20 protein-coding genes are annotated in these 23,370 nt (G+C 66.5%); all 20 read left to right on the top strand.

The window, feature by feature from the left end; genetic code table 11:
• Window positions 1–98: 98 nt before the first annotated feature.
• The 20 genes from QTI04_RS14915 (at window position 99) to QTI04_RS14820 (ending at window position 23,367) form a co-directional block, all read left to right on the top strand.
• On the top strand, window positions 99–1,091 hold the full coding sequence (locus QTI04_RS14915; protein WP_286601948.1) for a tyrosine recombinase XerC: 993 nt from the start codon (window positions 99–101) through the stop codon (window positions 1,089–1,091).
• A complete protein-coding gene (locus QTI04_RS14910; RefSeq protein WP_286601768.1) occupies window positions 1,088–2,290 on the top strand; it encodes a class I SAM-dependent rRNA methyltransferase in 1,203 nt (400 codons plus the stop codon). Before QTI04_RS14915 ends, QTI04_RS14910 begins: the two co-directional genes overlap by 4 nt.
• A gap of 82 nt (window positions 2,291–2,372) precedes the next feature.
• Window positions 2,373–3,419, top strand: a complete 1,047-nt coding sequence (locus tag QTI04_RS14905) for a GTP-binding protein (protein WP_286601769.1) — start codon at window positions 2,373–2,375, stop codon at window positions 3,417–3,419.
• 332 nt (window positions 3,420–3,751) lie between these two features.
• Window positions 3,752–4,570, top strand: a complete 819-nt coding sequence (dksA, locus tag QTI04_RS14900; protein ID WP_286616317.1) for an RNA polymerase-binding protein DksA — start codon at window positions 3,752–3,754, stop codon at window positions 4,568–4,570.
• A gap of 40 nt (window positions 4,571–4,610) precedes the next feature.
• A complete protein-coding gene (locus tag QTI04_RS14895) occupies window positions 4,611–6,173 on the top strand; it encodes an STAS domain-containing protein (RefSeq protein WP_286601770.1) in 1,563 nt (520 codons plus the stop codon).
• Window positions 6,174–6,352: 179 nt separating this feature from the next.
• Window positions 6,353–6,901: an ATP-dependent protease subunit HslV gene (gene hslV, locus QTI04_RS14890; protein WP_286616284.1), complete on the top strand. Its 549-nt coding sequence runs from the start codon at window positions 6,353–6,355 to the stop codon at window positions 6,899–6,901.
• 18 nt (window positions 6,902–6,919) lie between these two features.
• Complete coding sequence (gene hslU, locus QTI04_RS14885; RefSeq protein WP_286601774.1) at window positions 6,920–8,242, top strand: ATP-dependent protease ATPase subunit HslU; 1,323 nt, start codon at window positions 6,920–6,922, stop codon at window positions 8,240–8,242.
• A gap of 260 nt (window positions 8,243–8,502) precedes the next feature.
• Window positions 8,503–8,931: a division/cell wall cluster transcriptional repressor MraZ gene (gene mraZ / locus QTI04_RS14880; protein WP_286616316.1), complete on the top strand. Its 429-nt coding sequence runs from the start codon at window positions 8,503–8,505 to the stop codon at window positions 8,929–8,931.
• Between the two features lie 8 nt (window positions 8,932–8,939).
• Window positions 8,940–9,863 carry a 16S rRNA (cytosine(1402)-N(4))-methyltransferase RsmH gene (rsmH, locus tag QTI04_RS14875; protein WP_286601776.1) on the top strand — a complete coding sequence of 308 codons (924 nt, stop codon included), beginning with the start codon at window positions 8,940–8,942 and terminating at the stop codon, window positions 9,861–9,863.
• A 1-nt stretch (window position 9,864) separates the two neighbouring features.
• The gene (ftsL, locus tag QTI04_RS14870) at window positions 9,865–10,206 is read left to right on the top strand and encodes a cell division protein FtsL (RefSeq protein WP_286601778.1); all 342 of its coding nucleotides are present in this window, start codon (window positions 9,865–9,867) and stop codon (window positions 10,204–10,206) included.
• The gene (locus QTI04_RS14865; protein WP_286616283.1) at window positions 10,207–11,961 is read left to right on the top strand and encodes a penicillin-binding protein 2; all 1,755 of its coding nucleotides are present in this window, start codon (window positions 10,207–10,209) and stop codon (window positions 11,959–11,961) included. It begins immediately after the preceding gene.
• Window positions 11,961–13,466, top strand: coding sequence for a UDP-N-acetylmuramoyl-L-alanyl-D-glutamate--2,6-diaminopimelate ligase (locus QTI04_RS14860; RefSeq protein WP_286616282.1), 1,506 nt, complete (start codon window positions 11,961–11,963; stop codon window positions 13,464–13,466). The genes QTI04_RS14865 and QTI04_RS14860 overlap by 1 nt, the downstream gene beginning before the upstream one ends.
• Window positions 13,463–14,905 carry a UDP-N-acetylmuramoyl-tripeptide--D-alanyl-D-alanine ligase gene (gene murF, locus QTI04_RS14855; protein WP_286601784.1) on the top strand — a complete coding sequence of 481 codons (1,443 nt, stop codon included), beginning with the start codon at window positions 13,463–13,465 and terminating at the stop codon, window positions 14,903–14,905. The genes QTI04_RS14860 and murF overlap by 4 nt, the downstream gene beginning before the upstream one ends.
• An 18-nt stretch (window positions 14,906–14,923) precedes the next feature.
• A complete protein-coding gene (gene mraY, locus QTI04_RS14850) occupies window positions 14,924–16,102 on the top strand; it encodes a phospho-N-acetylmuramoyl-pentapeptide-transferase (RefSeq protein WP_286601786.1) in 1,179 nt (392 codons plus the stop codon).
• A gap of 4 nt (window positions 16,103–16,106) precedes the next feature.
• On the top strand, window positions 16,107–17,816 hold the full coding sequence (gene murD, locus QTI04_RS14845) for a UDP-N-acetylmuramoyl-L-alanine--D-glutamate ligase (protein ID WP_286616281.1): 1,710 nt from the start codon (window positions 16,107–16,109) through the stop codon (window positions 17,814–17,816).
• Window positions 17,813–19,105 carry a putative lipid II flippase FtsW gene (gene ftsW / locus QTI04_RS14840; RefSeq protein WP_286601788.1) on the top strand — a complete coding sequence of 431 codons (1,293 nt, stop codon included), beginning with the start codon at window positions 17,813–17,815 and terminating at the stop codon, window positions 19,103–19,105. The genes murD and ftsW overlap by 4 nt, the downstream gene beginning before the upstream one ends.
• On the top strand, window positions 19,102–20,163 hold the full coding sequence (gene murG, locus QTI04_RS14835) for an undecaprenyldiphospho-muramoylpentapeptide beta-N-acetylglucosaminyltransferase (RefSeq protein ID WP_286601791.1): 1,062 nt from the start codon (window positions 19,102–19,104) through the stop codon (window positions 20,161–20,163). Before ftsW ends, murG begins: the two co-directional genes overlap by 4 nt.
• Window positions 20,160–21,608 (top strand): UDP-N-acetylmuramate--L-alanine ligase, encoded by a 1,449-nt coding sequence (gene murC / locus QTI04_RS14830; protein ID WP_286601793.1) that lies wholly within the window; start codon window positions 20,160–20,162, stop codon window positions 21,606–21,608. Before murG ends, murC begins: the two co-directional genes overlap by 4 nt.
• The gene (locus QTI04_RS14825; RefSeq protein WP_286601795.1) at window positions 21,605–22,588 is read left to right on the top strand and encodes a D-alanine--D-alanine ligase; all 984 of its coding nucleotides are present in this window, start codon (window positions 21,605–21,607) and stop codon (window positions 22,586–22,588) included. Before murC ends, QTI04_RS14825 begins: the two co-directional genes overlap by 4 nt.
• The gene (locus tag QTI04_RS14820; protein WP_286601796.1) at window positions 22,585–23,367 is read left to right on the top strand and encodes a cell division protein FtsQ/DivIB; all 783 of its coding nucleotides are present in this window, start codon (window positions 22,585–22,587) and stop codon (window positions 23,365–23,367) included. The genes QTI04_RS14825 and QTI04_RS14820 overlap by 4 nt, the downstream gene beginning before the upstream one ends.
• Window positions 23,368–23,370 lie beyond the last annotated feature (3 nt).

Below are 23,370 nucleotides of genomic sequence, written 5' to 3'. Positions count from 1 at the left end.
CCCACTTCGGGTGGCCGCCACCCCCCTCGCCGGGGGCAATACCGGCGGACCGGCGGAGCCGGATCCGCGGTATTACTGGAAGGAGAGGGCGCGTGAGTTTGGAGCTGATTGACCGGTATCTGGAACACGTTCGGGTGGAGCGGCGGCTTGCGGCGCGCACGGTCGAGCTTTATTCGATTCATTTGACGACGCTGGCGGAGAAGGCGGCGTCGGCAGGGGTGGCGCTCGACAAGGTGCAGACCGCGCACGTTCGCCGCTGGATGGCGCAGTTGCACAGCGCGGGACGGGAGTCGCGCGGCATTGCGCTGGTGCTGTCTTGCTGGCGCAGCTTCTACCGCTGGCTTGGCAATGAGGGGCTGGTGGTCGCGAATCCGGTGCAGGACGTCCACGCTCCCAAGGCCGGCCGGCCGCTGCCGAAGGCGCTGGCGGTCGACGAGGCGGTGCAGCTTGCCGATCTTCGCGACACCGAGGCCGATCCCTGGACCGAGGCACGGGATCGCGCGATCGTCGAACTGCTTTACGGCTGCGGGCTGCGTGTCGGCGAGCTGACGGGGCTGGACGCGCGTGCCAGCACTACGGCACGCGGCTGGGTCGACCTGGAATCCGGCGAGGCCAATGTGCTGGGCAAAGGCAGCAAACGCCGCATCGTGCCGCTGGGTGCGAAGGCGGCCGAGGCCTTGCGCGCATGGCTCGCCGTGCGGGACGACTGTCCGGCGCTCGGCGCCGCGCGCTTGCGCGAGCCGGAGAGCGCTGCGGCGCTTTTCATCGGCCGCAACGGCACGCGCTTCTCGGCGCATTCGGTGTGGACCCAGTTGCGCCGCCGCAGCCTCAAGGCCGGCCTGAACGCGCCCGTGCATCCGCACATGCTGCGTCATTCGTTCGCGAGCCACCTGTTGCAGTCCAGCAGCGACTTGCGCGCCGTGCAGGAACTGCTGGGCCACGCCAACATCTCGACCACGCAGGTCTACACGCGGCTGGATTTCCAGCATCTCGCCAAGGCCTATGACGCCGCGCATCCGCGCGCTCAGGCGCGCGACGAGGCCCCGCCGATGGGCGAGACCCTCCGCAAGAACAAGAGCAGAAACTCATGAAGCTGATTCGCCTCCGGTCCGGCAAGGAACGCTCGCTGTTGCGGCGCCACCCATGGATTTTCGAATCCGCAATTGCGAAGGGCGGCGGCGATGCAGGCGAGACGGTACGTGTCGAGTCGGGCGAAGGCCAGTTTCTCGCCTGGGCCGCCTTCAGCCCGCACTCCAAGATCCGCGCCCGGGCGTGGAGCTTCGATGAAAAACATCGCATCGATGCGGCATTCCTCGCGGCGCGGGTGGCTAGTGCGGTGGACGCGCGGAGCGTGTTCGATCTGCAGAGCGACGGCGTGCGCCTGATCCACGGCGAGGCCGATGGTCTGCCGGGCCTGATCGTCGATCGCTATGGGGACACGCTGGTGGCGCAGTTCCTCTCGGCGGGCGTCGAGCGCTGGAAGCTGGTGCTGGCCGATGCGCTGCTGGCCGCGACGGGGCTCGAGAAGCTCTATGAGCGGTCTGATGCAAGCGGCCGGGAGCGCGAAGGGCTGAAACCCGTGACGGGCTGGCTGCGTGGTAGCGGGCCGACCGAAATTACCATCCGGGAGCACGATTGGCGGCTGACGCTCGACGTCGCTACGGGCCACAAGACCGGCTTCTACCTCGACCAGCGCGACAGCCGCCAGCGATTCGCCGAACTGGCGACGCATCGCAGATTCCGGCGTGTGCTGAATTGCTTCTGCTACACGGGCGGTTTCACCGTCGCCGCACTGGCCGGCCTGAAGGCGGCGGGCGCGGTCGAAGGCGCGGAACTGATTTCCATCGATTCATCGCTGCCTGCGCTGGAGCGGGCCCGTGCCCATGTGGCGCTCAACGGCTTCGAGGGCGCCTGCACGGAGTTTCTCGATGCCGACGTCAATGCCACACTGCGCCGTTTCGTCGAGGAGGGCCGCACTTTCGACGCCATCGTGCTCGATCCGCCGAAGTTCGCTCCGACGGTGGCGCATGCCGAGCGCGCCGCGCGAGCCTACAAGGACCTCAACCGGCAGGCGTTCAAGCTGCTGGCGCCAGGTGGGCATCTGCTCACTTTCTCGTGCTCCGGCGGCATCGGCGCCGACCTGTTCCACAAGATCGTGGCCTCCGCGGGCATCGACGCCGGCGTCGACGGCTACATCACCGAGCGCCTCGGAGCGGCGCCCGACCATCCCATGACCATCGAGTTTCCCGAGGGCGAGTACTTGAAAGGCCTCGTCGTGGTGCGCAAATAGCGTTTGACCTTGCCGAAGCGTGGCCGCGGCGCCGTCGCTAAACTTTCCGCCTTTCCCCGAATCCTGATCTCCGGAGCACTCCATGGCCCTTATTCCCGCCACCATCCTCACCGGCTTCCTCGGCTCCGGCAAGACGACCCTGCTCAAGCGCATCCTGAGCGAGGCGCACGGCCAGAAGATCGCGGTGATCGAGAACGAATTCGGCGAGGAAAACATCGACACCGACATCCTCGTCACCGAGTCGAAGGAGCAGATCGTCCAGATGAGCAACGGTTGCATCTGTTGCACGATCCGTGAGGACCTGCGCGAGGCGCTGCAATTGCTGGCGGCCAAGAAGCGCAAGGGCCTGCTCGATTTCGATCGCGTCGTGATCGAGACCACCGGCCTGGCCGATCCGGGCCCCGTGGCGCAGACCTTTTTCATGGACGACGAGATCGCCGAGAGCTATCTGCTGGACTCGATCCTCACGCTGGTGGATGCCAAGCATGCCCCCCAGCAACTCAACGACCGCCAGGAAGCGCGTCGCCAGGTCGGCTTTGCCGATCAGATCTTCATCAGCAAGAGCGACCTGGTCGCGGCCGACGAAACCGAAGCGCTGATCCATCGGTTGAAGCACATGAATCCGCGCGCGCCGCAACAGAAGGTGCATTTCGGCGAAGTCCCGCTGAAGGATGTGTTCGACCTGCGTGGCTTCAACCTCAATGCCAAGCTCGACATCGATCCGGACTTCCTCAAGGAAGAAGACGAGCACGACCATGATCACGTGCATGGAGAAGATTGCGACCACCCCTCGCACGCGCACGAAGGCCATGGCCACCACCATCACCATGACGATGACGTCAAGAGCTTCGTCTACCGCTCCGACCGTGCTTTCGACCCGGCCCGCCTGGAGGATTTCCTGGGCGCGATCGTGAATATCTACGGTCCGCGCATGCTGCGCTACAAGGGCGTCCTGCACATGCAGGGCACCGAACGCAAGGTGATTTTCCAGGGCGTGCACCAGCTCATGGGCAGCGACCTCGGCCCCGCTTGGGGCCCCGACGAAAAGCGCAACAGCCGCATGGTATTCATCGGCATCGACCTGCCGCGCGAGATCCTGGAACAGGGTCTCGACCAGTGTCTCGTCTGATTCCCCGAGCGGCCTGAGTTCTCTATACAATCGCGCGCCTGTTGCGGAGGCATGCCCCGTTCTTCTTTGGGACGAAGTGTGACTTCCAGCATAGGACTGAGTGCGTTCCTGGGCTGATTTCGGGGGTATAACCCCGGGGTTCGCCATCGGCGAGCACCCTGACAACATGGGCTCCGCGAGACCGACAGGCGACGTGGATTCCATGGGGAAGACACCCATTGAATGTGCGTTCGAGATCGTCGAAGGAGCCAGTCACTGTGAAGAAGCCTGCCGCCAAAGCCAAGCCCGCGCCGAAACCGGCCGTCAAGAAGACGTCGGTTGCCAAGCAGGCTGTGCCCGCGGCAAAGAAGGTTTCCGCCGCCAAGCCCGCTGCGCCGTCGAAGGCCCCTGCCACAAGCAAGGCCAAAGCGGCGATTGCGAGTGCCCCGTCATCCAAACCGGCCGGCCCCCATGCCGCGCCACCTGCACCATCGACTCCCATGAAAAAAACGGCTGCCGCCTCTTCTTCCACCACGGCGACACCTCCCACGACCGCCAGCACCACCGCGCCTGCACCCGCACGCGGCGGGCGCGTGTCGCGGCTGTCGCAGTTGACCGTGCCGTCCATGCCGCAATCGGTGGCTTCCACCGCGGCCAAATCCAGCTTCGTGCAGATCACTTCGACCGCGCTGGTGCCTCCGCCGCCGGTCGCGGTCAAGAAAGACCCGAAGCTCGCCAACAACTGGAAGGCCAAATCGGCCGAAGAGCTGACCGACGCCGAAGTGATCGCGATGCCGGATTCGGAGTACATGAACGAAAAGCAGATGGCGTACTTCCGCCTGAAGCTGCAGGAACTCAAGCGCGGCATCCTCGAGAACGCCGGCGAGACGACCGAGCATCTGCGTGAAGACACCGTGGTCGTGCCCGATCCTGCCGACCGCGCCACCATCGAGGAAGAGCACGCGCTCGAACTGCGCACGCGCGACCGCGAACGCAAGCTCCTGAAGAAGATCGAGCAGTCGATCCAGCGCATCGACGCCGGCGACTACGGCTACTGCGACGAAACCGGCGAGCCCATCGGCGTCGGCCGCCTGCTGGCCCGCCCGACCGCCACGCTGTCGCTGGAGGCCCAGCAGCGCCGCGAACTGAAACAGAAAATGTTCGGAGATTGATTTCGGCACCGATGACAAGGGCCGAAGGGAGACACTGAGCATGGCCAAGGAAGAAACCGGTCGCTTGCTGTCCAAAGTGGCGAAGTTCGTGCGCAATCCGCTCAAGGATTGGTCCGAGCTCGACGCCGATGACTCGTCGACCCTCGAAAACGGCTACAGCCGTGAAATGCTCAAGGAGATGATCGAGCGTCGGCAGCGCAATGATTTCGTGCGCCGCCGAGAGTTCGACATGCTGCGCAAGCTTCGGCAGCGCGAGGCGGCGGGTGGTCCCGCCGCGACGCCATCCTCCTTCAATGTCAGCAGCACCTCCGGCAAGACCGAGGGGCGAGCGCTCACGCTCAAGAAGATCGACGAGATCGAAGAGCAAATGTCGCAGCAATGGTGGAAGGCTCGCGGCCCCCGCAGCGAGTCGGACGCCGAGGGCGCTCCGGCCGAGGGCGGGCACATGGCCGCGCAGCACGCACGCGCCTACGCCGACACCGTGCCCGGCGTGCCGCAGGGCACCGCCCCTGGACAGCAGGTTCAGCTGCCCGCACACGACGGCTGCATCGAGGAAGCGTCGATCCGCTTTGCCCATGGCGATGACGCCGGTGCCGAAGCCATTCTGCTTCAGGCGCTCGCGCCGGACAGTCCGACGAACGATCACGACGACACGTGGCGCACCTTGCTCGACCTGTACCGCGCGACTGGCGACGACGAGAAGTTCGTCGCCACCAGCACGCGCTATGCGCAGCGCATGAAGCGCGCTGCGCCCGAATGGATTTCGTTCCGCGCCTTGGCGAACACCGCCCGCGCGTCGGCCGCGGCCCAGGCCAGGCCCGTCGCCCCTCAAGCCGCCGGCGACGCCGACTGGTCGAGCCCTTCGCGCCTCACCCGCGAAGGGTTGATGGGCCTCACGCGCGCGCTCGGCGCCGCCGGCCCTTCCTGGAAGCTCGACTGGAGCGTCCTCCGATCCATCGAGGGTGACGCCGCGGGTCCGCTGCGTGCCCTGTTCACGCACTGGGCGGATTCGACCGTCCAACTGCGCTTTGCGGCAGCAGACCAGTTGCTGCTCGTGCTCGCCGAAGCCACGCCGGCCAACGACCGCAGCGTCGATGCCGTCTGGTGGCAATTGCACATGGCGGCCTTGCGCGTGATGCACCGGGCTGATGAGTTCGAACTCCTGGCGCTCAATTACTGCATCACCTATGAGGTGTCGCCGCCTCCCTGGGAAGATCCCAAGGGCGACTATGCCGCGCTCGACATCCCGGGGGCCATCAAGCCAGTGGCCCCGAGCTTCTCGCTAGCGGCCAGCCACGACGAACCCGAACCGGCGCCCCTCGTTGGCGCCGGCCAGTCCGTGCTCGCAGGCGATCTGATCGGCGAATCGCTGTCGACCTGGCAGCGTCTCGACGAGGAACTGACCGGCGAATCGACGCCAACGATCTCCTGCTCGGCGCTCGTCCGCGTCGATTTCGCCGCCGGAGGCTCGCTCCTGAACTGGGCCAGCGCCCACCACGCGCGCGGCCACGAGCTCCAGTTCGTCGACGCCCACCGCCTGATCGCCGCCTTCTTCAACGTGATCGGTATCGCCGACCACGCCACTGTCAAAATCAAAGAGTAGCGCCCAGGCTCGGCCCTTCTTTGGGGGCAGCCGACTCCACCGGCGACGCCCTTGCCCCCCTCGGAATCCCGATCCAGAAATACCGCGGAACCGGCTTCGCCGGTCCGCCGGTATTGCCCCCGGTCAGGGGGTGGGCGGCCACACGAAGTGGGCAAGCCTGGGGGGCGAGATAATGTTCCATGGAACAATTTCACGGAACCACCATCATCAGCGTGCGCCGCAAGACCGCTGCAGGTGCCGACCAGGTGGCCATCGGCGGCGACGGCCAGGTCACGCTGGGCAACATCGTCATCAAGGGCAGTGCGCGCAAGGTGCGCCGCCTCTATCACGGCAAGGTCCTCGCCGGCTTTGCTGGCGCAACGGCCGACGCATTCACGCTGTTCGAGCGCTTCGAGGCCAAGCTCGAGAAGCACCAGGGGCACCTAGCCCGCGCCGCCATCGAACTCACGAAAGACTGGCGCACCGACCGCGTCCTGCGCCGCCTCGAAGCCATGCTGGCCGTCGCCGACGCGACCACGTCGCTGATCATCACCGGCAACGGTGACGTGCTGGAGCCGGAGAACGGCATCATCGCGATCGGCTCTGGCGGCGCCTACGCGCAGGCAGCGGCCAAGGCGCTGGTCGACCACACGGAGATGCCCGCCGACCAGATCGTCAAGAAGGCGCTGGAAATCGCGGGCGAACTCTGCATCTACACCAACATGCACCACACAGTCGAAACCCTGTGAGACGGATCGAGTGAACCCATGTCCATGACCCCCCAGGAAATCGTCTCCGAGCTCGATCGCCACATCGTCGGCCAGCCGGACGCCAAGCGCGCCGTGGCCATCGCGCTGCGCAATCGCTGGCGCCGCCAGCAGGTCGAGGAAAAGCTGCGTTCAGAGATCACGCCCAAGAACATCCTCATGATCGGCCCCACCGGCGTGGGCAAGACAGAGATCGCGCGCCGGCTGGCGCGCCTGGCCGACGCACCCTTCATCAAGGTCGAGGCGACCAAGTTCACCGAAGTGGGCTATGTCGGCAAGGACGTCGATTCGATCGTTCGCGACCTGGCCGAGATTGCAGTCAAGCAGACGCGCGAGGCCGAAAGCGCCAAGGTCCGAATGCGGGCCGAGGACGGCGCCGAGGAGCGCATCCTCGACGTGCTGCTGCCGCCGGCCCGTACGGTCGATGGCACGGTCGCAGACGGCAGCAATGCCACGCGGCAGGCCTTCCGCAAGAAGTTGCGCCAGCACGAACTCGACGACAAGGAGATCGAGATCGATCTCGCCGACGCGCGCACGCCGCTCGAGATCATGGGGCCGGCCGGCATGGAGGAAATGACCGAGCAACTGCGCGGCATGTTCGGCCAGCTCGGGCAGGGCAAGCGCAAGACGCGCAAGCTCAAGATCGCCGAGGCGATGCGCCTGCTGATCGATGAGGAGGCCGCCAAGCTGGTCAACGAGGACGAGATCCGCGCCCAGGCCATCCACAACGCCGAGCAAAACGGCATCGTCTTCATCGACGAGATCGACAAGGTCGCCACGCGCAGCGAGGCGCAGGGCGCCGACGTGTCGCGCCAGGGCGTCCAGCGCGACCTTCTACCGCTGGTCGAGGGCACGGCAGTGAGCACGAAGTACGGCGTGGTCCGCACCGATCACATCCTCTTCATCGCGAGCGGCGCGTTCCACCTGAGCAAGCCGAGCGACCTGATTCCCGAACTGCAAGGGCGCTTTCCGATCCGGGTGGAACTGCAATCGCTGTCGGTCGCCGATTTCGAAAGCATCCTCACGCAGACGCAGGCATCGCTGGTCAAGCAGTACCAGGCGCTGCTCGCCACGGAGGGCGTGACGCTGGAGTTCACGCCGGAAGGCATCACACGGCTCGCGAGCATCGCTTTCGACGTCAACGAGCGCACCGAAAACATCGGCGCGCGCCGGTTGTCGACGGTCATGGAGCGCCTGCTCGACGAAGTGAGCTTCGGCGCCACCAAGCTTGGCGGCCAAGCCGTGCACATCGATGCGGCCTATGTCGACGCACGGCTGGCGGCACTAAGTCACGACGAAGACCTTTCCAGATTCATCCTCTGATGTAGGCCCTTGCTTACCGGCGCTTCACGCAACACATTCACTGCGTGAGCTAAGTGCTTCATTTGCAACGGGATTCGGTTTTTGGTGGTTGCAAAAACACCGCTAAGTCATTGATTCCATTACAAAAAATTCCCACAGCCTTCCATTGCTCAGTAGGCGTTTCCTGCTACAGTGCAAAAAAGTGCAGTTAAGTGGGAAAAAGTGTCGAGCAGTGCCTCTTTCGGGCGCGCGACGCCTCCCAACACCGGGGTCTCGTGTTCGTGTTTCAAGGCGCTTCATCGCTCAGTCTGGATGCAAAGGGTCGGCTCTCCGTGCCGACCCGGCATCGTGACGTCTTGAGCGCGACCGCGGCCGGCCAGCTCACGATCACCAAGCATCCCCACGGCTGCCTGATGGTGTTCCCGCGCCCCGAGTGGGAAAAGTTTCGCGAGCGCATCGCGGCACTTCCGATGTCGGCACAGTGGTGGAAGCGCGTCTTTCTCGGCAATGCCATGGATGTCGAAATGGACGGCACCGGCCGCGTGCTCGTGTCGCCCGAGCTGCGCGCTGCCACAGGCATCACCCGCGATGCGCTCCTGCTCGGCATGGGCAACCACTTCGAGCTCTGGGACAAGGCCACCTACGAGGCCAAGGAAGCAGAAGCCACCCAAGGCGAAATGCCTGACGTGTTCCAGGACTTTTCGTTCTGAGGCCCAACGTGGAACAGCCATGGATTCATACGACCGTCTTGTTGAACGAAGCGGTGGACGCCCTCTTTCCGGAAGGTTCGGACGTCACCGGCACCTACGTGGATGCGACCTTCGGGCGTGGCGGCCACAGCCGCGCGATCCTGGAAAGGCTAGGGCCGTCGGGCCGGCTGATTGCGTTCGACAAGGACGCGGAAGCGGTGGCCGAAGCAGCGCGCATCGAAGATGCGCGTTTTTCCATCCGCCACCAGGGATTCAAGGACCTGGGGGAATTACCGCCAGCGAGTGTGTCAGGTCTTCTGATGGACCTCGGTGTCAGCTCTCCCCAGATCGACAACCCCGCACGGGGTTTTTCTTTTCGTTTCGACGGCCCGCTCGACATGCGCATGGACACCACGCGCGGCGAGAGCGTGGCCGAGTGGCTGGCAACGGCCGAAACACAGCAGATTGCGGAGGTGATTCGTGACTATGGCGAAGAACGGTTTGCTGTTCAGATTGCAAAGGCGATTGTTGCTCGCCGACAAGAACGGGGCCCAGTTTCAACCACCACCGAGCTGGCCGAGCTCGTGGCTGGCACGGTCAAAACCCGCGAGCCGGGCCAGAACCCTGCAACGCGCACATTTCAGGCTCTTCGGATTTTCATCAACGCCGAGCTTGAAGAGCTGCAACAGGCGCTAGAAGCGAGTCTTGCCGTGTTGCAACCCCAAGGCCGGCTCGCGGTGATCAGCTTCCACTCGCTGGAAGATCGCATCGTGAAGCAGTTCATCGCCAGGCATTCGCGCGAGGTCTACGACCGCCGCGCGCCTTTTGCCGTGCCGAAAGCGATGAAACTGCGTGCCCTGGGGCGCATCAAGCCTTCGCAGGCCGAAGTCGACGGCAATCCGCGCTCACGCAGCGCGATCCTGCGCGTGGCCGAGCGCACGGCGGAGAGTTGACATGACTCGACTCAACCTGCTTCTTCTGATCGCCGTGCTGGCCTCGGCGATTTTTCTCGTCCATACGCAGTACATGTCGCGCCAGCTCTATACCGAACTGCACCGCATCGAGCTGGAGGCTCGTCGCCTCGAGCTGGACCAGGATCGGCTACAGGTCGAGAAGCGCGCGCAGGCCACGCCCCTGCGCGTCGAGAAGCTGGCCAAGGAGCAGCTCAAGATGCGCACGACCACGCCGGCCATCACGCAGTACGTGCGGCAGGACGGCACCGTGATTCCGGCGGTCGCCGCACCGGCGCCGACGGCGCCGGCACCGCGCACGGCTTCGACGAAGGGGGCTCATTAAATGCCTCGCCGCAGCCGCAGCGTCCAGTACACGACCAGCCCCTTGCTCGCGAGCAAGACGCCGGTCTGGCGCAGCAAGTTCATCGTCGCCGGCATCGCGCTCGGCTTCGGTGTGCTGGCCGCACGCGCGGCGTACGTGCAGGTGATCGGCAATGCCTTCTTCCAGCGCCAGGGGGAAGTTCGCTTCACCCGCACGCTGGAACTGCCGGCCAATCGCGGCCGCATCCTCGACCGCAACGGCCTGCTGCTGGCTTCGAGCGTCGTCGCGCCCAGCATCTGGGCGATCCCGGAGGACGTCGAGCGCGACGATCCCGAAGTCAAGGCCAAGCTCAGGCAGGTCGCGAAGCTGCTCGGCATGCCGCAGAAGGATTTCGACAAGAAGCTGGAAGACGAGGACAAGACCTTCGTCTGGATCAAGCGCCAGGTCGACGAACCCATCGCCAAGCAGATCGCCGCGCTCAACATCAAGGGCATCTACCAGCGCAAGGAATACAAGCGCCAGTACCCCGAGGGCGAGGCGGCCGCGCACGTGGTGGGCTTCACCAATGTCGAGGACAACGGCCAGGAAGGCATCGAACTCGCCTTCAACAAGGACCTGGCGGGCAAGGCCGGTTCGCGCCGAGTGATCAAGGACCGGCTCGGACGCGTCGTCGAGGGCGTGGGCGAGCAGGTGCCGCCGGTGGACGGCAAGGACATCCAGCTCAGCGTCGACAGCAAGGTGCAGTTCTTCGCCTACCAGAAGCTGCGCGACGCCGTGACGATGCACAAGGCCAAGGCCGGCAGCGTGGTCGTGCTCGACACGATCACGGGCGAGGTGCTGGCGCTGGCCAACTACCCGAGCTACGTGCCCGACAAGCGCCAGAACCTCACCGGCGAGCAGCTTCGCAACCGGGCGATGACCGACGTCTTCGAGCCCGGCTCGACGATGAAGCCGATCACCGTCGGAATGGCGCTCGAAGCCGGCCGGGTCAAGCCGCAGACCGTGATCGATACCGCGCCGGGCCGATACAGCCTGGGGGGCTTCACCATCAGCGACACCCACAACTACGGGTCGTTGACAGTCGAGGGCGTGATCCAGAAGTCGAGCAACATCGGCGCGCTGAAGATCGCCCAGAAGATGACGCCTCACGAGATGTGGGACACCTACACGGCGCTGGGCTACGGACAGAAGCCGCAGGTCCAATTTCCGGGGGCGGTCACGGGCCGCCTGCGTCCGTGGAAGTCCTGGAAACCGGTCGAGCAGGCGACGATGGCCTACGGCTACGGCCTGTCGGCGTCGCTGTTCCAGATGGCGCACTCGTACACGGCCTTCGCGCACGATGGCGACGTCATCGCGGCGACCATTCTCAAGAGCAGCGAGCCGGCGGTCGGCGTGAAGGTCTTCTCCCCGCAGAACGCGCTGGCGGTGCGCAAGATGCTGCAGATGGCGGCCGGCCCGGGCGGCACCGGCCCGCTCGCGCAGACCATCGGCTACTCGGTGGGCGGCAAGTCCGGGACGGCCCACAAGCAGGTCGGCAGGGGCTACGCCAGCAAGCAATACCGCTCCTGGTTCACGGGCATGGCGCCGATCGACAAGCCGCGCATCATCGTGGCGGTCATGATCGACGAGCCGAGCAACGGCCAGTATTTCGGCGGCCTCGTCGCAGCGCCCGTCTTCAGCGAAGTCGTGCAACAGACGCTGCGCATGATGAACGTACCGCCCGACCTCGCGGTCAAACCCCTGGTCGTGACCAAGGGTGTGGAAGAGAGCTTCTGATGACGATGACGCTTCGCAGCCCCGACGAAGCCGCACGCTGGCTCCGGTCCCGCGTGCGCGGCGTGCTGCACGCCGACAGCCGCGCGGTGGCTGCGGGCGATGGTTTCATCGCCTGGCCCGGCGCCGCGACGGACGGCCGGCGCTATGTGGCAGCCGCGCTGGCGCAAGGCGCGGTGGCTTGCCTGGTCGAGGAGGAGGGCTGCGCAGCATTCGGTTTCGAGGGTGAGGCCATCGCCACTTACCCCGGCCTGAAGGCCGCAACCGGACCGATCGCCGCAGCCTATTACCACATGCCGTCGACGCAGCTCGACGTCCTGGCCGTCACCGGTACCAATGGCAAGACTTCCACCGCGTGGTGGCTGGCACAAGCCTTGTCGTCGTCGGCGGCACATTCGGTCGATACGCCGTGCGCCGTCGTTGGCACATTGGGCGTCGGCGTTCCGCCTGAACTCACCTACACCGGCTTGACCACGCCCGACCCGGTGCTGCTGCAGCGCGAGCTGCGCGGCTTCGCGGACCGCCGGTTCCGCGCCTGCGCCATCGAGGCCTCGTCCATCGGCATCGTGGAGCGCCGGCTCGACGGCACGCGCATCGCCGTTGCGGTGTTCACCAATTTCACGCAGGACCACCTGGACTATCACGGCAGCATGGACGCCTACTGGCAAGCCAAGGTCGAACTCTTCCGCTGGCCAGGACTGCGCGCGGCTGTCGTCAACATCGATGACCTGCACGGTGCCTCCCTCGTCGGCAATCTCGTCGAAACCGGTGTCGGGGCACTCGATATCTGGACTGTATCGGCCGAAGGCGCCCCGGCGCGGCTGAGGGCCGAGGACGTCGGCTACGACGCGCAAGGCCTCCACTTCTCCGTGGTGGAGCAGGGCGCGGCGACGCAGCATCTGTCGACGCAACTGATCGGCCAGTACAACGTAGCGAACCTGCTGGGCGTGCTAGGCACTCTGCGCGCGCTCGGCCTGTCGCTCGAAGAGGCCGTGCAAGCGTGCACAGGGCTCGATAGCGTGCCGGGTCGCATGGAGCGCCTGAGCGTGCCCGGCCACCCGTTGGCCGTCGTCGATTACGCACACACGCCGGACGCGCTCGAGAAAGCGCTCGCCGGTCTGCGGCCACTGACGAAGCAGCGCGGCGGCGCGCTGTGGTGCGTATTCGGCTGCGGGGGCGATCGCGACAACGCCAAGCGTCCCATGATGGCCGCGGTGGCGGAAGCTCAGGCCGACCGCGTGGTTGTCACCAGCGACAACCCGCGCAGCGAGAAGCCCGCAGCGATCATCAGCCAGATCTTGCTGGGCCTGGCACGGCCCGAGGCCGCCCAGGTCGAGCCCGATCGCGCGAAGGCGATTGCCGACACGCTGGCCCAGGCCCGGCCCGAAGACGTGGTGCTGCTCGCAGGGCGGGGCCACGAGGCGTGGCAGGAAATCGCGGGCGAACGCATCGCCTTCTCCGATCGCACTCATGCGATCGATGCACTGACACGGAGGAGCGCGGTATGACCGATGCACCCGTGCCCATGATGACCCTCGGCCAGGCCCAGGCGTGGATCCCCGGGGCACGCCTCGTCGGCGATGCCGCCACGCCGATCCTCCGCGTGCACACCGACACGCGCACCCTCGCGGCTGGCGACCTGTTCGTCGCGCTGAAGGGCGAACGTTTCGATGCCAACGACTTCCTGGCCGACGCGCGCTCGCACGGCGCGGTGGCGGCCATTGCCCATCGTGGGCTCGAAGCCGCCGGGCTCGCCGGACTCGAGGTGCCGGATACCCTGGCCGCACTCGGCGCGCTGGCGTCCGGCTGGCGCTCCCAGTTCGAACTGCCCTTGATTGCCGTTACCGGCAGCAACGGCAAGACCACCGTGACGCAGATGATCGCGTCGATCCTGCGCACGGCCTGTGGCGAAGGCGCTCTTGCGACGGCGGGCAACTTCAACAACGAGATCGGCGTGCCGCTGACCCTGCTGCGCCTGCGCCCGCGCCACCAGCGTTCGGTGGTCGAGCTGGGCATGAACCATCCGGGCGAGATCGCGCGGCTGGCCGCGATCTCGCGGCCCAATATCGCGCTGGTCAACAACGCACAGCGTGAACACCAGGAATTCATGGCCACGGTCGAGGCCGTCGCGCGCGAGAACGCGTCCATCTTCGCCGCCCTGCCAACCGAGGGCACCGCGGTGTTCCCGTACGGCGACGAATTCACACCGCTGTGGAACGAGATCGCGCACGAAGGCGCGACCCGCCGCTGCCTGACCTTCGGCGAGCATGAGGACGCCGACATCGCGCTGGTGGCCGCCGACTGGCAGCACGGCGCTTGGCAGTTCGAGGCCCGCACGCCCCTGGGCGAGGTGCGCAGCACGCTGCGCATCGCCGGCCGCCACAACGTGGTCAATGCACTGGCGGCGATCGCCTGTTCGCTGGCGAGCGGCGTATCGCTCGACAAGATCGCCGAGGGTCTCGCTGCGTTCGAGCCGGTCAAGGGGCGTTCCAAGGCCACTGAACTCCGCTTTGCCGGCGAGCGCACGATCACCCTGGTCGACGACACCTACAACGCGAACCCTGATTCGATGCGCGCCGCCGTCGACGTGCTCGCCAGCCTGCCGGGCCCGCGCGTTCTGGTGCTCGGCGACATGGGCGAAGTCGGTGACCAGGGCCCGCAGTTCCATGCCGAAGTCGGTGCGTGGGCGCGCGAGCGCGGTATCGAGACCGTCTTCGCACTCGGCAAGGAATCGGTGCACAGCATCGCCGCCTTCGCGGGCGCGAGCGACGCCGACGCCCGCCACTTCGACGACATCGACTCTCTCAATGCGGCCGTGCTCGCGCAATTGCCGGGCACTGCGAGCGTGCTGGTGAAGGGATCGCGCTTCATGCAGATGGAGCGCGTGGTCCAGGCCATTGCCGCTGCCTCACAACAACAAGACAAGGAGGCCGGTCATGCCGCATGAACCGCGCCCATTCGCATCATGCTGATGACCCTCGCCCAATGGCTGCAGACGGTCTCGCCGGAGTTCGGTTTCCTGCGCGTCTTTCAATACCTCACCTTCCGTGCGCTGATGGCGGCGCTGACTGCGCTGCTGCTCGGCCTGGCCGCCGGCCCTTATGTGATCAGTCGCCTCACGGCGCTCAAAATCGGCCAGCAGGTACGCAGCTACGGCATGGAGACCCACCTGACCAAGAGCGGAACACCGACCATGGGTGGCGTGCTCGTGCTGTTCTCGATCGCCTTCTCGACCCTGCTGTGGTTCGACCTCTCGAATCGCTTCGTCTGGATCGTCCTGTGGGTCACGCTGGGCTTCGGCGCGATCGGCTGGGTCGATGACTGGCGCAAGGTGGTGCGCAAGGATCCGGAGGGGATGCGTTCGCGCGAGAAGTATTTCTGGCAGTCGGTGGTCGGGCTGGTGGCGGGCTTCTACCTGCTCTTCAGCATCTCCGAGAGCTCCAACTGGCGCGTGCTCGAACTGTTCTTCACCTGGGTCCGCTCGGGCTTCGACCTGGACTTTCCGCCGAAGATCAACCTGCTGGTGCCCTTCTTCAAGGAAGTGAGCTACCCGCTGGGCGGCATCGGCTTCGTGATCCTGACCTATCTGGTGATCGTCGGCGCGAGCAATGCGGTGAACCTCACCGACGGCTTGGACGGCCTGGCGATCATGCCGGTCGTGATGGTTGGTTCCGCCCTCGGCGTGTTCGCGTACGTCACGGGCAGCGCGGTGTATTCGCGCTACCTGCTCTTCCCGCACATCCCGGGGTCGGGCGAACTGCTGGTGTTCTGCTCGGCCATGGCCGGCGCGGGCCTCGCGTTCCTGTGGTTCAACACGCATCCGGCGCAGGTGTTCATGGGCGACGTGGGCGCGCTCGCGCTCGGCGGCGCGCTCGGCACCATCGCCGTGATCGTGCGGCAGGAGATCGTGTTCTTCGTGATGGGCGGCATCTTCGTGGTCGAGGCGATCTCGGTGATGGCGCAAGTCACGTACTTCAAGTACACCAAGAAGCGCTTCGGCGAAGGACGGCGCGTGCTCAAGATGGCACCGCTGCACCACCACTTCGAGAAAAGCGGCTGGCGCGAGACGCAGGTCGTGGTGCGCTTCTGGATCATCACGATGCTGTTGTGCCTCGTGGGCCTTTCCACCTTGAAGTTGCGCTAAGTCGATGCGACACCTCAAGGATCTCCACATTCTCATCCTGGGCCTCGGTGCGTCCGGGCTGGCGATGGCGCGCTGGTGCGTGCGTCACGGCGCGAAGGTCACGGTAGCCGATACGCGCGAAGCGCCGCCGCAACTGGCAAGGCTGCACGACGAGTTGCCCGATGTGGACTTCGTCGGCGGGCCGTTCTCGGCCGCGATGGTGGAAGGCACGCCGATTCGCGCCGTGTACCGCTCGCCGGGGCTGTCTCCGGAATCGGTGGCTGTCGTGGTCAACGCGGCCAAGGCGGTGGGCCTGCCGGTGGGAGGCGAACTGGATCTGTTTGCACGCGCGCTCGCGGACTTGCGCATTGTCGAAGTTGCGGAGGTGCCGGAGACGGTCGATGCCGTCGTGGAACCGGCCGAGGCGTTGCCGACGGAAGAATCGGAGACCCCAGTCCAGGATGCCGCCGAAGCCGCCGAGCCCGTCGCAACGCCCGACGAGGACGACGACTCCTTCGCGCCGACCCCTGAAGTCATCATCCCGCCGCCGGAGCCCAAGGGCTACACCCCGGCGGTGCTGGCGGTCACTGGCACCAATGGCAAGACCACGGTTACCGCGCTCACGGGCCAACTGGTGGAGCGCGCTGGCAAGACGGTCGCGGTCGCCGGCAACATCGGCCCCACCTTGCTCGACACGCTGTCGGCCCGCATGGACGCCGAGACACTGCCGGACGTCTGGGTGCTGGAGTTGTCCAGCTTCCAACTCGACGGCGTCGAGGGTTTCGAGCCGACGGCGGCCACGGTGCTGAACCTGTCGCAAGACCACCTCGACTGGCACGGCGACATGGCCGCCTATGCGGGCGCCAAGGCACGCGTCTTCGGCAAGAAGGGCACGATGGTGCTCAATCGCGACGACGACGCGGTCATGGCCATGCGGCCCTCGCCCGTCAAGCTGCCCAAGGGCCAGGTTGCGCGCACCGTCATCACCTTCGGCGCGGACATGCCGACGCGCCCCGGCGACTATGGCATCGAGCGGCTCAACGGCATGGCCTGGCTGGTCCGCGCGCTGGAAGCCGACGAGACGCAGAAGCGCAAGCGCGGCGCCGCCGCCGAAGAAGAAGAGATCTACTTCCAGCGCCTGATGCCAGCCAATGCCTTGCGCATCCGCGGCCGCCACAACGCGCTCAACGCGCTGGCGTCGCTGGCGCTCGCCACGGCGGCCGGCTGCCAGCTCGCACCGATGCTCTATGGTTTGCGCGAGTACCGCGGCGAGCCGCACCGGGTCGAGCCGGTAGCCGTCGTGGACGAAGTCGAGTACTTCGACGACAGCAAGGGCACCAACGTTGGCGCAACGGTCGCGGCGCTGGTCGGGCTCGGCGAGGAACGCAGGGTCGTCGTGATCCTCGGCGGCGAGGGCAAGGGCCAGGACTTCGCGCCGCTGGCCGTGCCGGTTCGCGAGTACGCGCGCGCTGTCGTTCTCATCGGCCGCGATGCGCCACTGATCGAGGCCGCGCTCGCGTCCACCGGCATCTCGGTGCAGTCCGCCGCGTCCTTGCCCGAAGCCGTGACCATGGCCGCCGGCCGCGCGCATCCCGGCGATGCCGTGCTGCTGTCGCCGGCCTGCGCGAGCTTCGACATGTTCAAGGATTACGCCCACCGCGCCGCCGTCTTCTGCGAGGCCGTCGAGGCGCTTGCCGAAACGCCGCGTGGCGACGACACGGGGGAGGCGGCATGACCACGACGGCAGCCGCAACGCCGAACAAGACCGGCCGCTTCAGCGGCTGGTTCAGCCGCGCCAAGAGCGGCATCGACGCACTGCCCATGCATCTGCCGGTGCGCCTCGGCAACGCCGGCATGACGCAGACCAAGGCGGTGCCCGTCCGCGTGCTCGGCTTCGACCAGGCCCTGGTCTGGGTCACGCTTGCGCTCCTGGCATGGGGGCTGGTGATGGTGTATTCGGCATCCATCGCCCTGCCCGACAACCCGCGGTTCGCGCGCGCCGGTTACAGCCCCACCTTCTTCCTTACGCGGCACGCGGCTTCGCTCGCGATCGCCTTCGTGGCGGGCCTGCTGACCTTCCAGGTGCCGATGAAGACCTGGGAGCGCGCGGCGCCGTGGCTCTTCGTGGTGTCGCTGCTGCTTCTGATGGCAGTGCTCATTCCGCACATCGGCATCAACGTCAATGGCGCGCGCCGCTGGCTGCCGCTCGGCTTCATGCGCTTCCAGCCCTCGGAGCTGGCCAAGCTCGCAATGATCTTCTATGCCGCCAGCTACATGGTGCGCAAGATGGAGATCAAGGAGCGCTTCTTCCGCGCCGTGCTGCCGATGGGCGTAGCGGTCGTGGTGGTCGGCATGCTCGTGATGGCCGAGCCCGACATGGGCGCCTTCATGGTGATCGCGGTCATCGCGATGGGCATCCTCTTCCTGGGCGGCGTCAACGCCCGCATGTTCTTCGTGATCGCCACGCTGGTGGTCATCGCCTTCGGCACCATCGTGGCGACGAGCCCATGGCGGCGCGAACGGATCTTCGCGTACCTTGATCCCTGGAGCGAAGAGCACGCGCTCGGCAAGGGCTACCAGCTCTCGCATTCGCTGATCGCGATCGGGCGCGGCGAAGTCTTCGGTGTCGGCCTCGGTGGCAGCGTCGAAAAGCTCCACTGGCTGCCCGAAGCGCACACCGACTTCCTGCTCGCCGTGATCGGCGAGGAATTCGGCCTGGTCGGCGTGCTGCTCGCGATCGGCCTGTTTCTCTGGCTCACGCGGCGGGTCATGCACATCGGCCGCCAGGCCATCGCGCTCGACCGTGTGTTCTCCGGCCTGGTGGCGCAGGGTGTCGGCATCTGGATCGGCTTTCAGACCTTCATCAACATGGGCGTGAACCTCGGCGCGCTGCCGACCAAGGGCTTGACCTTGCCACTGATGAGCTTCGGCGGCTCGGCCATCCTGATGAACGTGGTGGCGCTGGCCGTCGTGCTGCGCATCGACTACGAAAACCGTGTGCTGATGCGTGGGGGCAGGGTATGACGCGGACCGCGCTCGTCATGGCCGGCGGCACCGGAGGGCACATCTTCCCGGGTCTCGCCGTGGCCGAGGCTCTGCGCGAGCGCGGCTGGCGCGTGCATTGGCTGGGTGCGCCCGGCAGCATGGAACATCAACTCGTGCCGCCGCGCGGCTTCGCCTTCGAGCCGGTGCAGTTCGGCGGCGTGCGGGGCAAGGGGCCGATCACGCTGGCGCTGCTGCCCATGCGCCTGCTGCGCGCCTTCTGGCAGAGCATCGGCGTCGTGCGCCGCGTGCGGCCGGACGTGGTGGTCGGCCTGGGCGGCTACATCACCTTTCCGGGCGGCATGATGAGCGTGCTGCTCGGCAAGCCGCTGGTGCTGCACGAGCAGAACTCGGTGGCCGGGCTTGCCAACAAGGTGCTCGCGAGCGTGGCCGACCGGGTCTTCACCGCGTTCCCCAATGTGCTCAAGAAAGCGCAATGGGTCGGCAATCCGCTGCGCGCAGCGTTCACTTCGCAGCCCGACCCGGCGACGCGTTTTGCGAACCGCACGGGTCCGCTGCAATTGCTCGTGGTCGGCGGTAGTCTCGGTGCGAAGGCGCTCAATGCCGTGGTGCCGAAGGCGCTGGCCCTGATCGCGCCGGCACAACGCCCCCGTGTCACGCACCAGAGCGGCGCCAAGCAGATCGACGAACTCCGGGCCAACTATGCGGCCGCGGGCGTCGAAGGCGAATTGACGCCCTTCATCGAGGATACCGCTCGCGCTTACGCCGATGCCGACCTGATCGTCGCGCGCGCCGGCGCAAGCACCGTCACCGAAATCGCGGCCGTCGGCGCAGCAGCGCTGTTCGTGCCTTTCCCATCCGCTGTGGACGATCACCAGACCACCAACGCCCGCTTTCTTGTCGACGCGGGTGGCGGCTGGCTCGTTCAACAAACCGAACTCACACCTCAATTGCTGGCCGATTTGCTAAAGAAGACCGGGCGCGAAGCGCTCATTGAACGCGCCGTGAAGGCCAAGACGATGCAGAAAACCCAAGCGGTCGACATCGTCGTCCGCGCCTGCGAGGAGCTTGCCAAATGAAGCACGCGATTCGTCACATCCATTTCGTCGGCGTCGGAGGATCGGGCATGAGCGGCATCGCCGAAGTGCTGCTCAACCTTGGCTACAAGATCTCGGGCTCGGACCTTTCCGACAGCGCGACGCTGCGGCGCCTCGCCGGCCTCGGCATCACGACCTGCGTAGGCCATGACGCGACGAACATCGCCGGCGCGGACGCGGTCGTCACCTCGACCGCCGTGCAGGCCGACAACCCTGAAGTGGTTGCCGCGCGCGAGAAGCGCATCCCCGTGGTGCCGCGTGCGTTGATGCTGGCCGAGCTGATGCGGCTGAAGCAGGGCATCGCCATTGCCGGCACTCACGGCAAGACCACGACGACGAGCCTGGTCGCGAGCGTGCTCGCGGCCGCCGGGCTCGATCCGACCTTCGTGATCGGCGGCCGGCTCAACAGCGCGGGCGCCAATGCGCAACTCGGCAGCGGCGACTACATCGTGGTCGAGGCCGACGAGTCGGACGCATCGTTCCTGAACCTGCTGCCCGTGATGGCGGTGGTCACGAACATCGACGCCGACCACATGGAGACCTACGGGCACGATTTCGCGAAGCTCAAGAAGGCCTTCGTCGACTTCCTGCATCGCATGCCCTTCTACGGCGTCGCGATCCTGTGCACCGACGATCCTGCCGTGCGCGAGATCGTCACGGAAGTGTCGTGCCCGGTGACGAGCTACGGCTTCGGCGAGGACGCCCAGGTGCGCGCGGTCAATGTGCGCGCAGTGGGTTCGCAGATGCACTTCACCGCGCAGCGCCGCAACGGCGTGACGTTGCCGGACCTGGACATCGTGCTGAACCTGCCCGGCGAGCACAACGTGCGCAATGCGCTGTCGGTGATCGCGGTGGCGGTCGAGCTCGGTGTGCCCGATGAGGCGGTGCAACACGGCCTCGCCGATTTCAAGGGCGTGGGCCGGCGCTTCCAGCGCTATGGCGAAGTCCCGTCGCACGACGCGGGCAGCTTCACGCTGATCGACGACTATGGCCACCATCCAGTCGAGATGGCGGCGACGATCGCCGCCGCGCGCGGTGCCTTCCCGGGCCGGCGCCTGATGCTGGCCTTCCAGCCGCACCGCTTCACGCGCACGCGGGACTGCTTCGAGGACTTCGTGAAGGTCATCGGGCAGGCCGATGCGGTGCTGCTGGGCGAGGTCTACGCGGCCGGCGAAGCGCCGATCGTGGCGGCGGACGGCCGCTCGCTGGCGCGCGCCCTGCGCGTGGCGGGCAAGGTCGAGCCCGTGTTCGTCGACGAAATCGCCGCGATGCCTCAGGCGATCCTGGACAACGCGCGCGAGGGTGACGTCGTGATCTGCATGGGTGCGGGCTCGATCGGCGCCGTGCCCGCGAAAGTGGTTGAACTGGGTGGCGCCACGGTGCCTCCGAAATCAGAGCGCCCGACGGGCGAAGGGAGGGCGCTGTGAGCCTTGTGGATCCCAAGGGCTTCGGCAAGGTCGCCGTCCTTTTTGGCGGCAGTTCGGCCGAACGCGAGATCTCCATCATGTCCGGCACGGGCGTGCTCGAGGCGTTGCGATCGCGCGGCGTCGACGCGCATGCCTTCGACCCGGCAGAGCGTGAGCTGAGCGAACTCAAGCGCGAGGGCTTCGCGCGCTGCTTCGTCGTGCTGCACGGCCGCCATGGCGAAGATGGCACGGTGCAGGGCGCGCTCGAACTGCTCGGCATTCCGTACACCGGATCCGGCGTGATGGCGTCGAGCGTGGCGATGGACAAGGTCATGACCAAGCGCATCTGGCACGCCGACGGCTTGCCGACCCCGCGCTATGTGCGGCTGGCCTTCGACCAGCAAAGCCGCGAGCAGATCAACGCCGTCCCCGACGTGCTGGGCCTGCCGCTGATCGTGAAGCCGCCGCGCGAGGGCTCATCCATTGGCGTGACGAAGGTGGTCGGGTACTCGCAGATGCAGGACGCCGTCTCGCTCGCGATCCGCTACGACGCCGATGTGCTCTGCGAGGAATTCATCGAGGGCGAGGAAGTCACCTGTGCCGTGCTGGGCAGCGGCCTGGACGCCGTCGCGCTGCCGGTGGTGCGCATCGCCGCACCCGAAGGCGCCTATGACTACCAGAACAAGTACTTCACCGACGACGTGAAGTACCACTGCCCGAGCGGCCTGCCGGCCGACGAGGAGCATGAGATCAGGCGCATCACGCTGGCGGCCTACCACCAGCTCGGTTGCCGCGGCTGGGGGCGCGCCGATCTGATGATCCGCGCCAGCGACCGCAAGCCTTTCCTGCTGGAGATGAACACATCGCCGGGCATGACCTCGCACTCGCTGGTGCCCATGTCGGCGCGCGCGGCAGGCATCGGCTACGAGGACCTGTGCCTGCGCGTGCTCGCCACCGCGACGCTGGATTCCGGCTCTGGACTGAAAGAGGCCAGCCCGTGAGCGACAGCATCCCCGTGCCCTTCGACGTCAAGCTGATGAACGTGACCGCGACACTGGTGTTCGCGCTGTTCGCGCTCACCCTGCTGGCTGCGGGTGCATGGTGGGTGCTGCGCCAGCCTTTCTTCCCGCTTGCCGGCATCAAGGTGGACGGCGAGGTCACGCACAACAACGTCGTCACGCTGCGCGCCAATGTCGCGCCGCAGCTGGCGGGCAACTTCTTCACGGTCGACCTGGCGCGCGCGCGCACCGCCTTCGAGACGGTGCCCTGGGTGCGCAAGGCGGTCGTGCGCCGCGAGTTCCCGAACAAGTTGCGTGCCACGCTGACCGAGCATGTGCCTGTCGCGCATTGGGGCGACGAAGCCGGCTCGAAGCTCATCAACGGCTTCGGCGAAGTCTTCGAGGCCAATGTGGCGGAGGTGGACGACCGTCTCCCTCACCTCGACGGACCGACCGAACAGGCGGGCCAGGTGCTGGGCATGTACCGGGTGCTCGCGCCGCTGTTCCAGCCCTACGACCTGTCGATCGAAGAGTTGAGCCTGTCGAGCCGCGGCAGTTGGCGGGCGGTGCTCGATTCGGGGGCCGTCATCGAACTGGGGCGCGGGCAGGGCGACGAGGTCGCCGCCCGCACGCAGCGTTTTCTGCGGACCGTGACGCCGGTGGCGAGCCAGTACGGGCGCACGGTTGCGGCGGTCGAGGGTGCCGACTTGCGGCACAACGAGGGTTACGCGCTGCGGCTGCGCGGCGTCACCACGGTCGTTCCCGACCCCAAGAAGAAATAGCGA

Source organism: Variovorax sp. J22R115, assembly GCF_030317005.1.
In the GTDB taxonomy this organism is placed as follows: Bacteria; Pseudomonadota; Gammaproteobacteria; order Burkholderiales; family Burkholderiaceae_C; genus Variovorax.
The sequence above is the reverse complement of the archived record's forward strand: the minus strand, read 5'-3'. Positions and strand labels throughout refer to the sequence as shown.

What these genes read in the sequence shown, in the direction of transcription:
- QTI04_RS14910 (WP_286601768.1), top strand. Translation starts at nt 1,088, where the DNA reads ATGAAGCTGATTCGCCTCCGGTCCGGCAAGGAACGCTCGCTGTTGCGG.
- QTI04_RS14905 (WP_286601769.1), top strand. Translation starts at nt 2,373, where the DNA reads ATGGCCCTTATTCCCGCCACCATCCTCACCGGCTTCCTCGGCTCCGGC.
- QTI04_RS14895 (WP_286601770.1), top strand. Translation starts at nt 4,611, where the DNA reads ATGGCCAAGGAAGAAACCGGTCGCTTGCTGTCCAAAGTGGCGAAGTTC.
- hslV (WP_286616284.1), top strand. Translation starts at nt 6,353, where the DNA reads ATGGAACAATTTCACGGAACCACCATCATCAGCGTGCGCCGCAAGACC.
- hslU (WP_286601774.1), top strand. Translation starts at nt 6,920, where the DNA reads ATGTCCATGACCCCCCAGGAAATCGTCTCCGAGCTCGATCGCCACATC.
- ftsL (WP_286601778.1), top strand. Translation starts at nt 9,865, where the DNA reads ATGACTCGACTCAACCTGCTTCTTCTGATCGCCGTGCTGGCCTCGGCG.
- QTI04_RS14865 (WP_286616283.1), top strand. Translation starts at nt 10,207, where the DNA reads ATGCCTCGCCGCAGCCGCAGCGTCCAGTACACGACCAGCCCCTTGCTC.
- QTI04_RS14860 (WP_286616282.1), top strand. Translation starts at nt 11,961, where the DNA reads ATGACGATGACGCTTCGCAGCCCCGACGAAGCCGCACGCTGGCTCCGG.
- murF (WP_286601784.1), top strand. Translation starts at nt 13,463, where the DNA reads ATGACCGATGCACCCGTGCCCATGATGACCCTCGGCCAGGCCCAGGCG.
- mraY (WP_286601786.1), top strand. Translation starts at nt 14,924, where the DNA reads ATGCTGATGACCCTCGCCCAATGGCTGCAGACGGTCTCGCCGGAGTTC.
- murD (WP_286616281.1), top strand. Translation starts at nt 16,107, where the DNA reads ATGCGACACCTCAAGGATCTCCACATTCTCATCCTGGGCCTCGGTGCG.
- ftsW (WP_286601788.1), top strand. Translation starts at nt 17,813, where the DNA reads ATGACCACGACGGCAGCCGCAACGCCGAACAAGACCGGCCGCTTCAGC.
- murG (WP_286601791.1), top strand. Translation starts at nt 19,102, where the DNA reads ATGACGCGGACCGCGCTCGTCATGGCCGGCGGCACCGGAGGGCACATC.
- murC (WP_286601793.1), top strand. Translation starts at nt 20,160, where the DNA reads ATGAAGCACGCGATTCGTCACATCCATTTCGTCGGCGTCGGAGGATCG.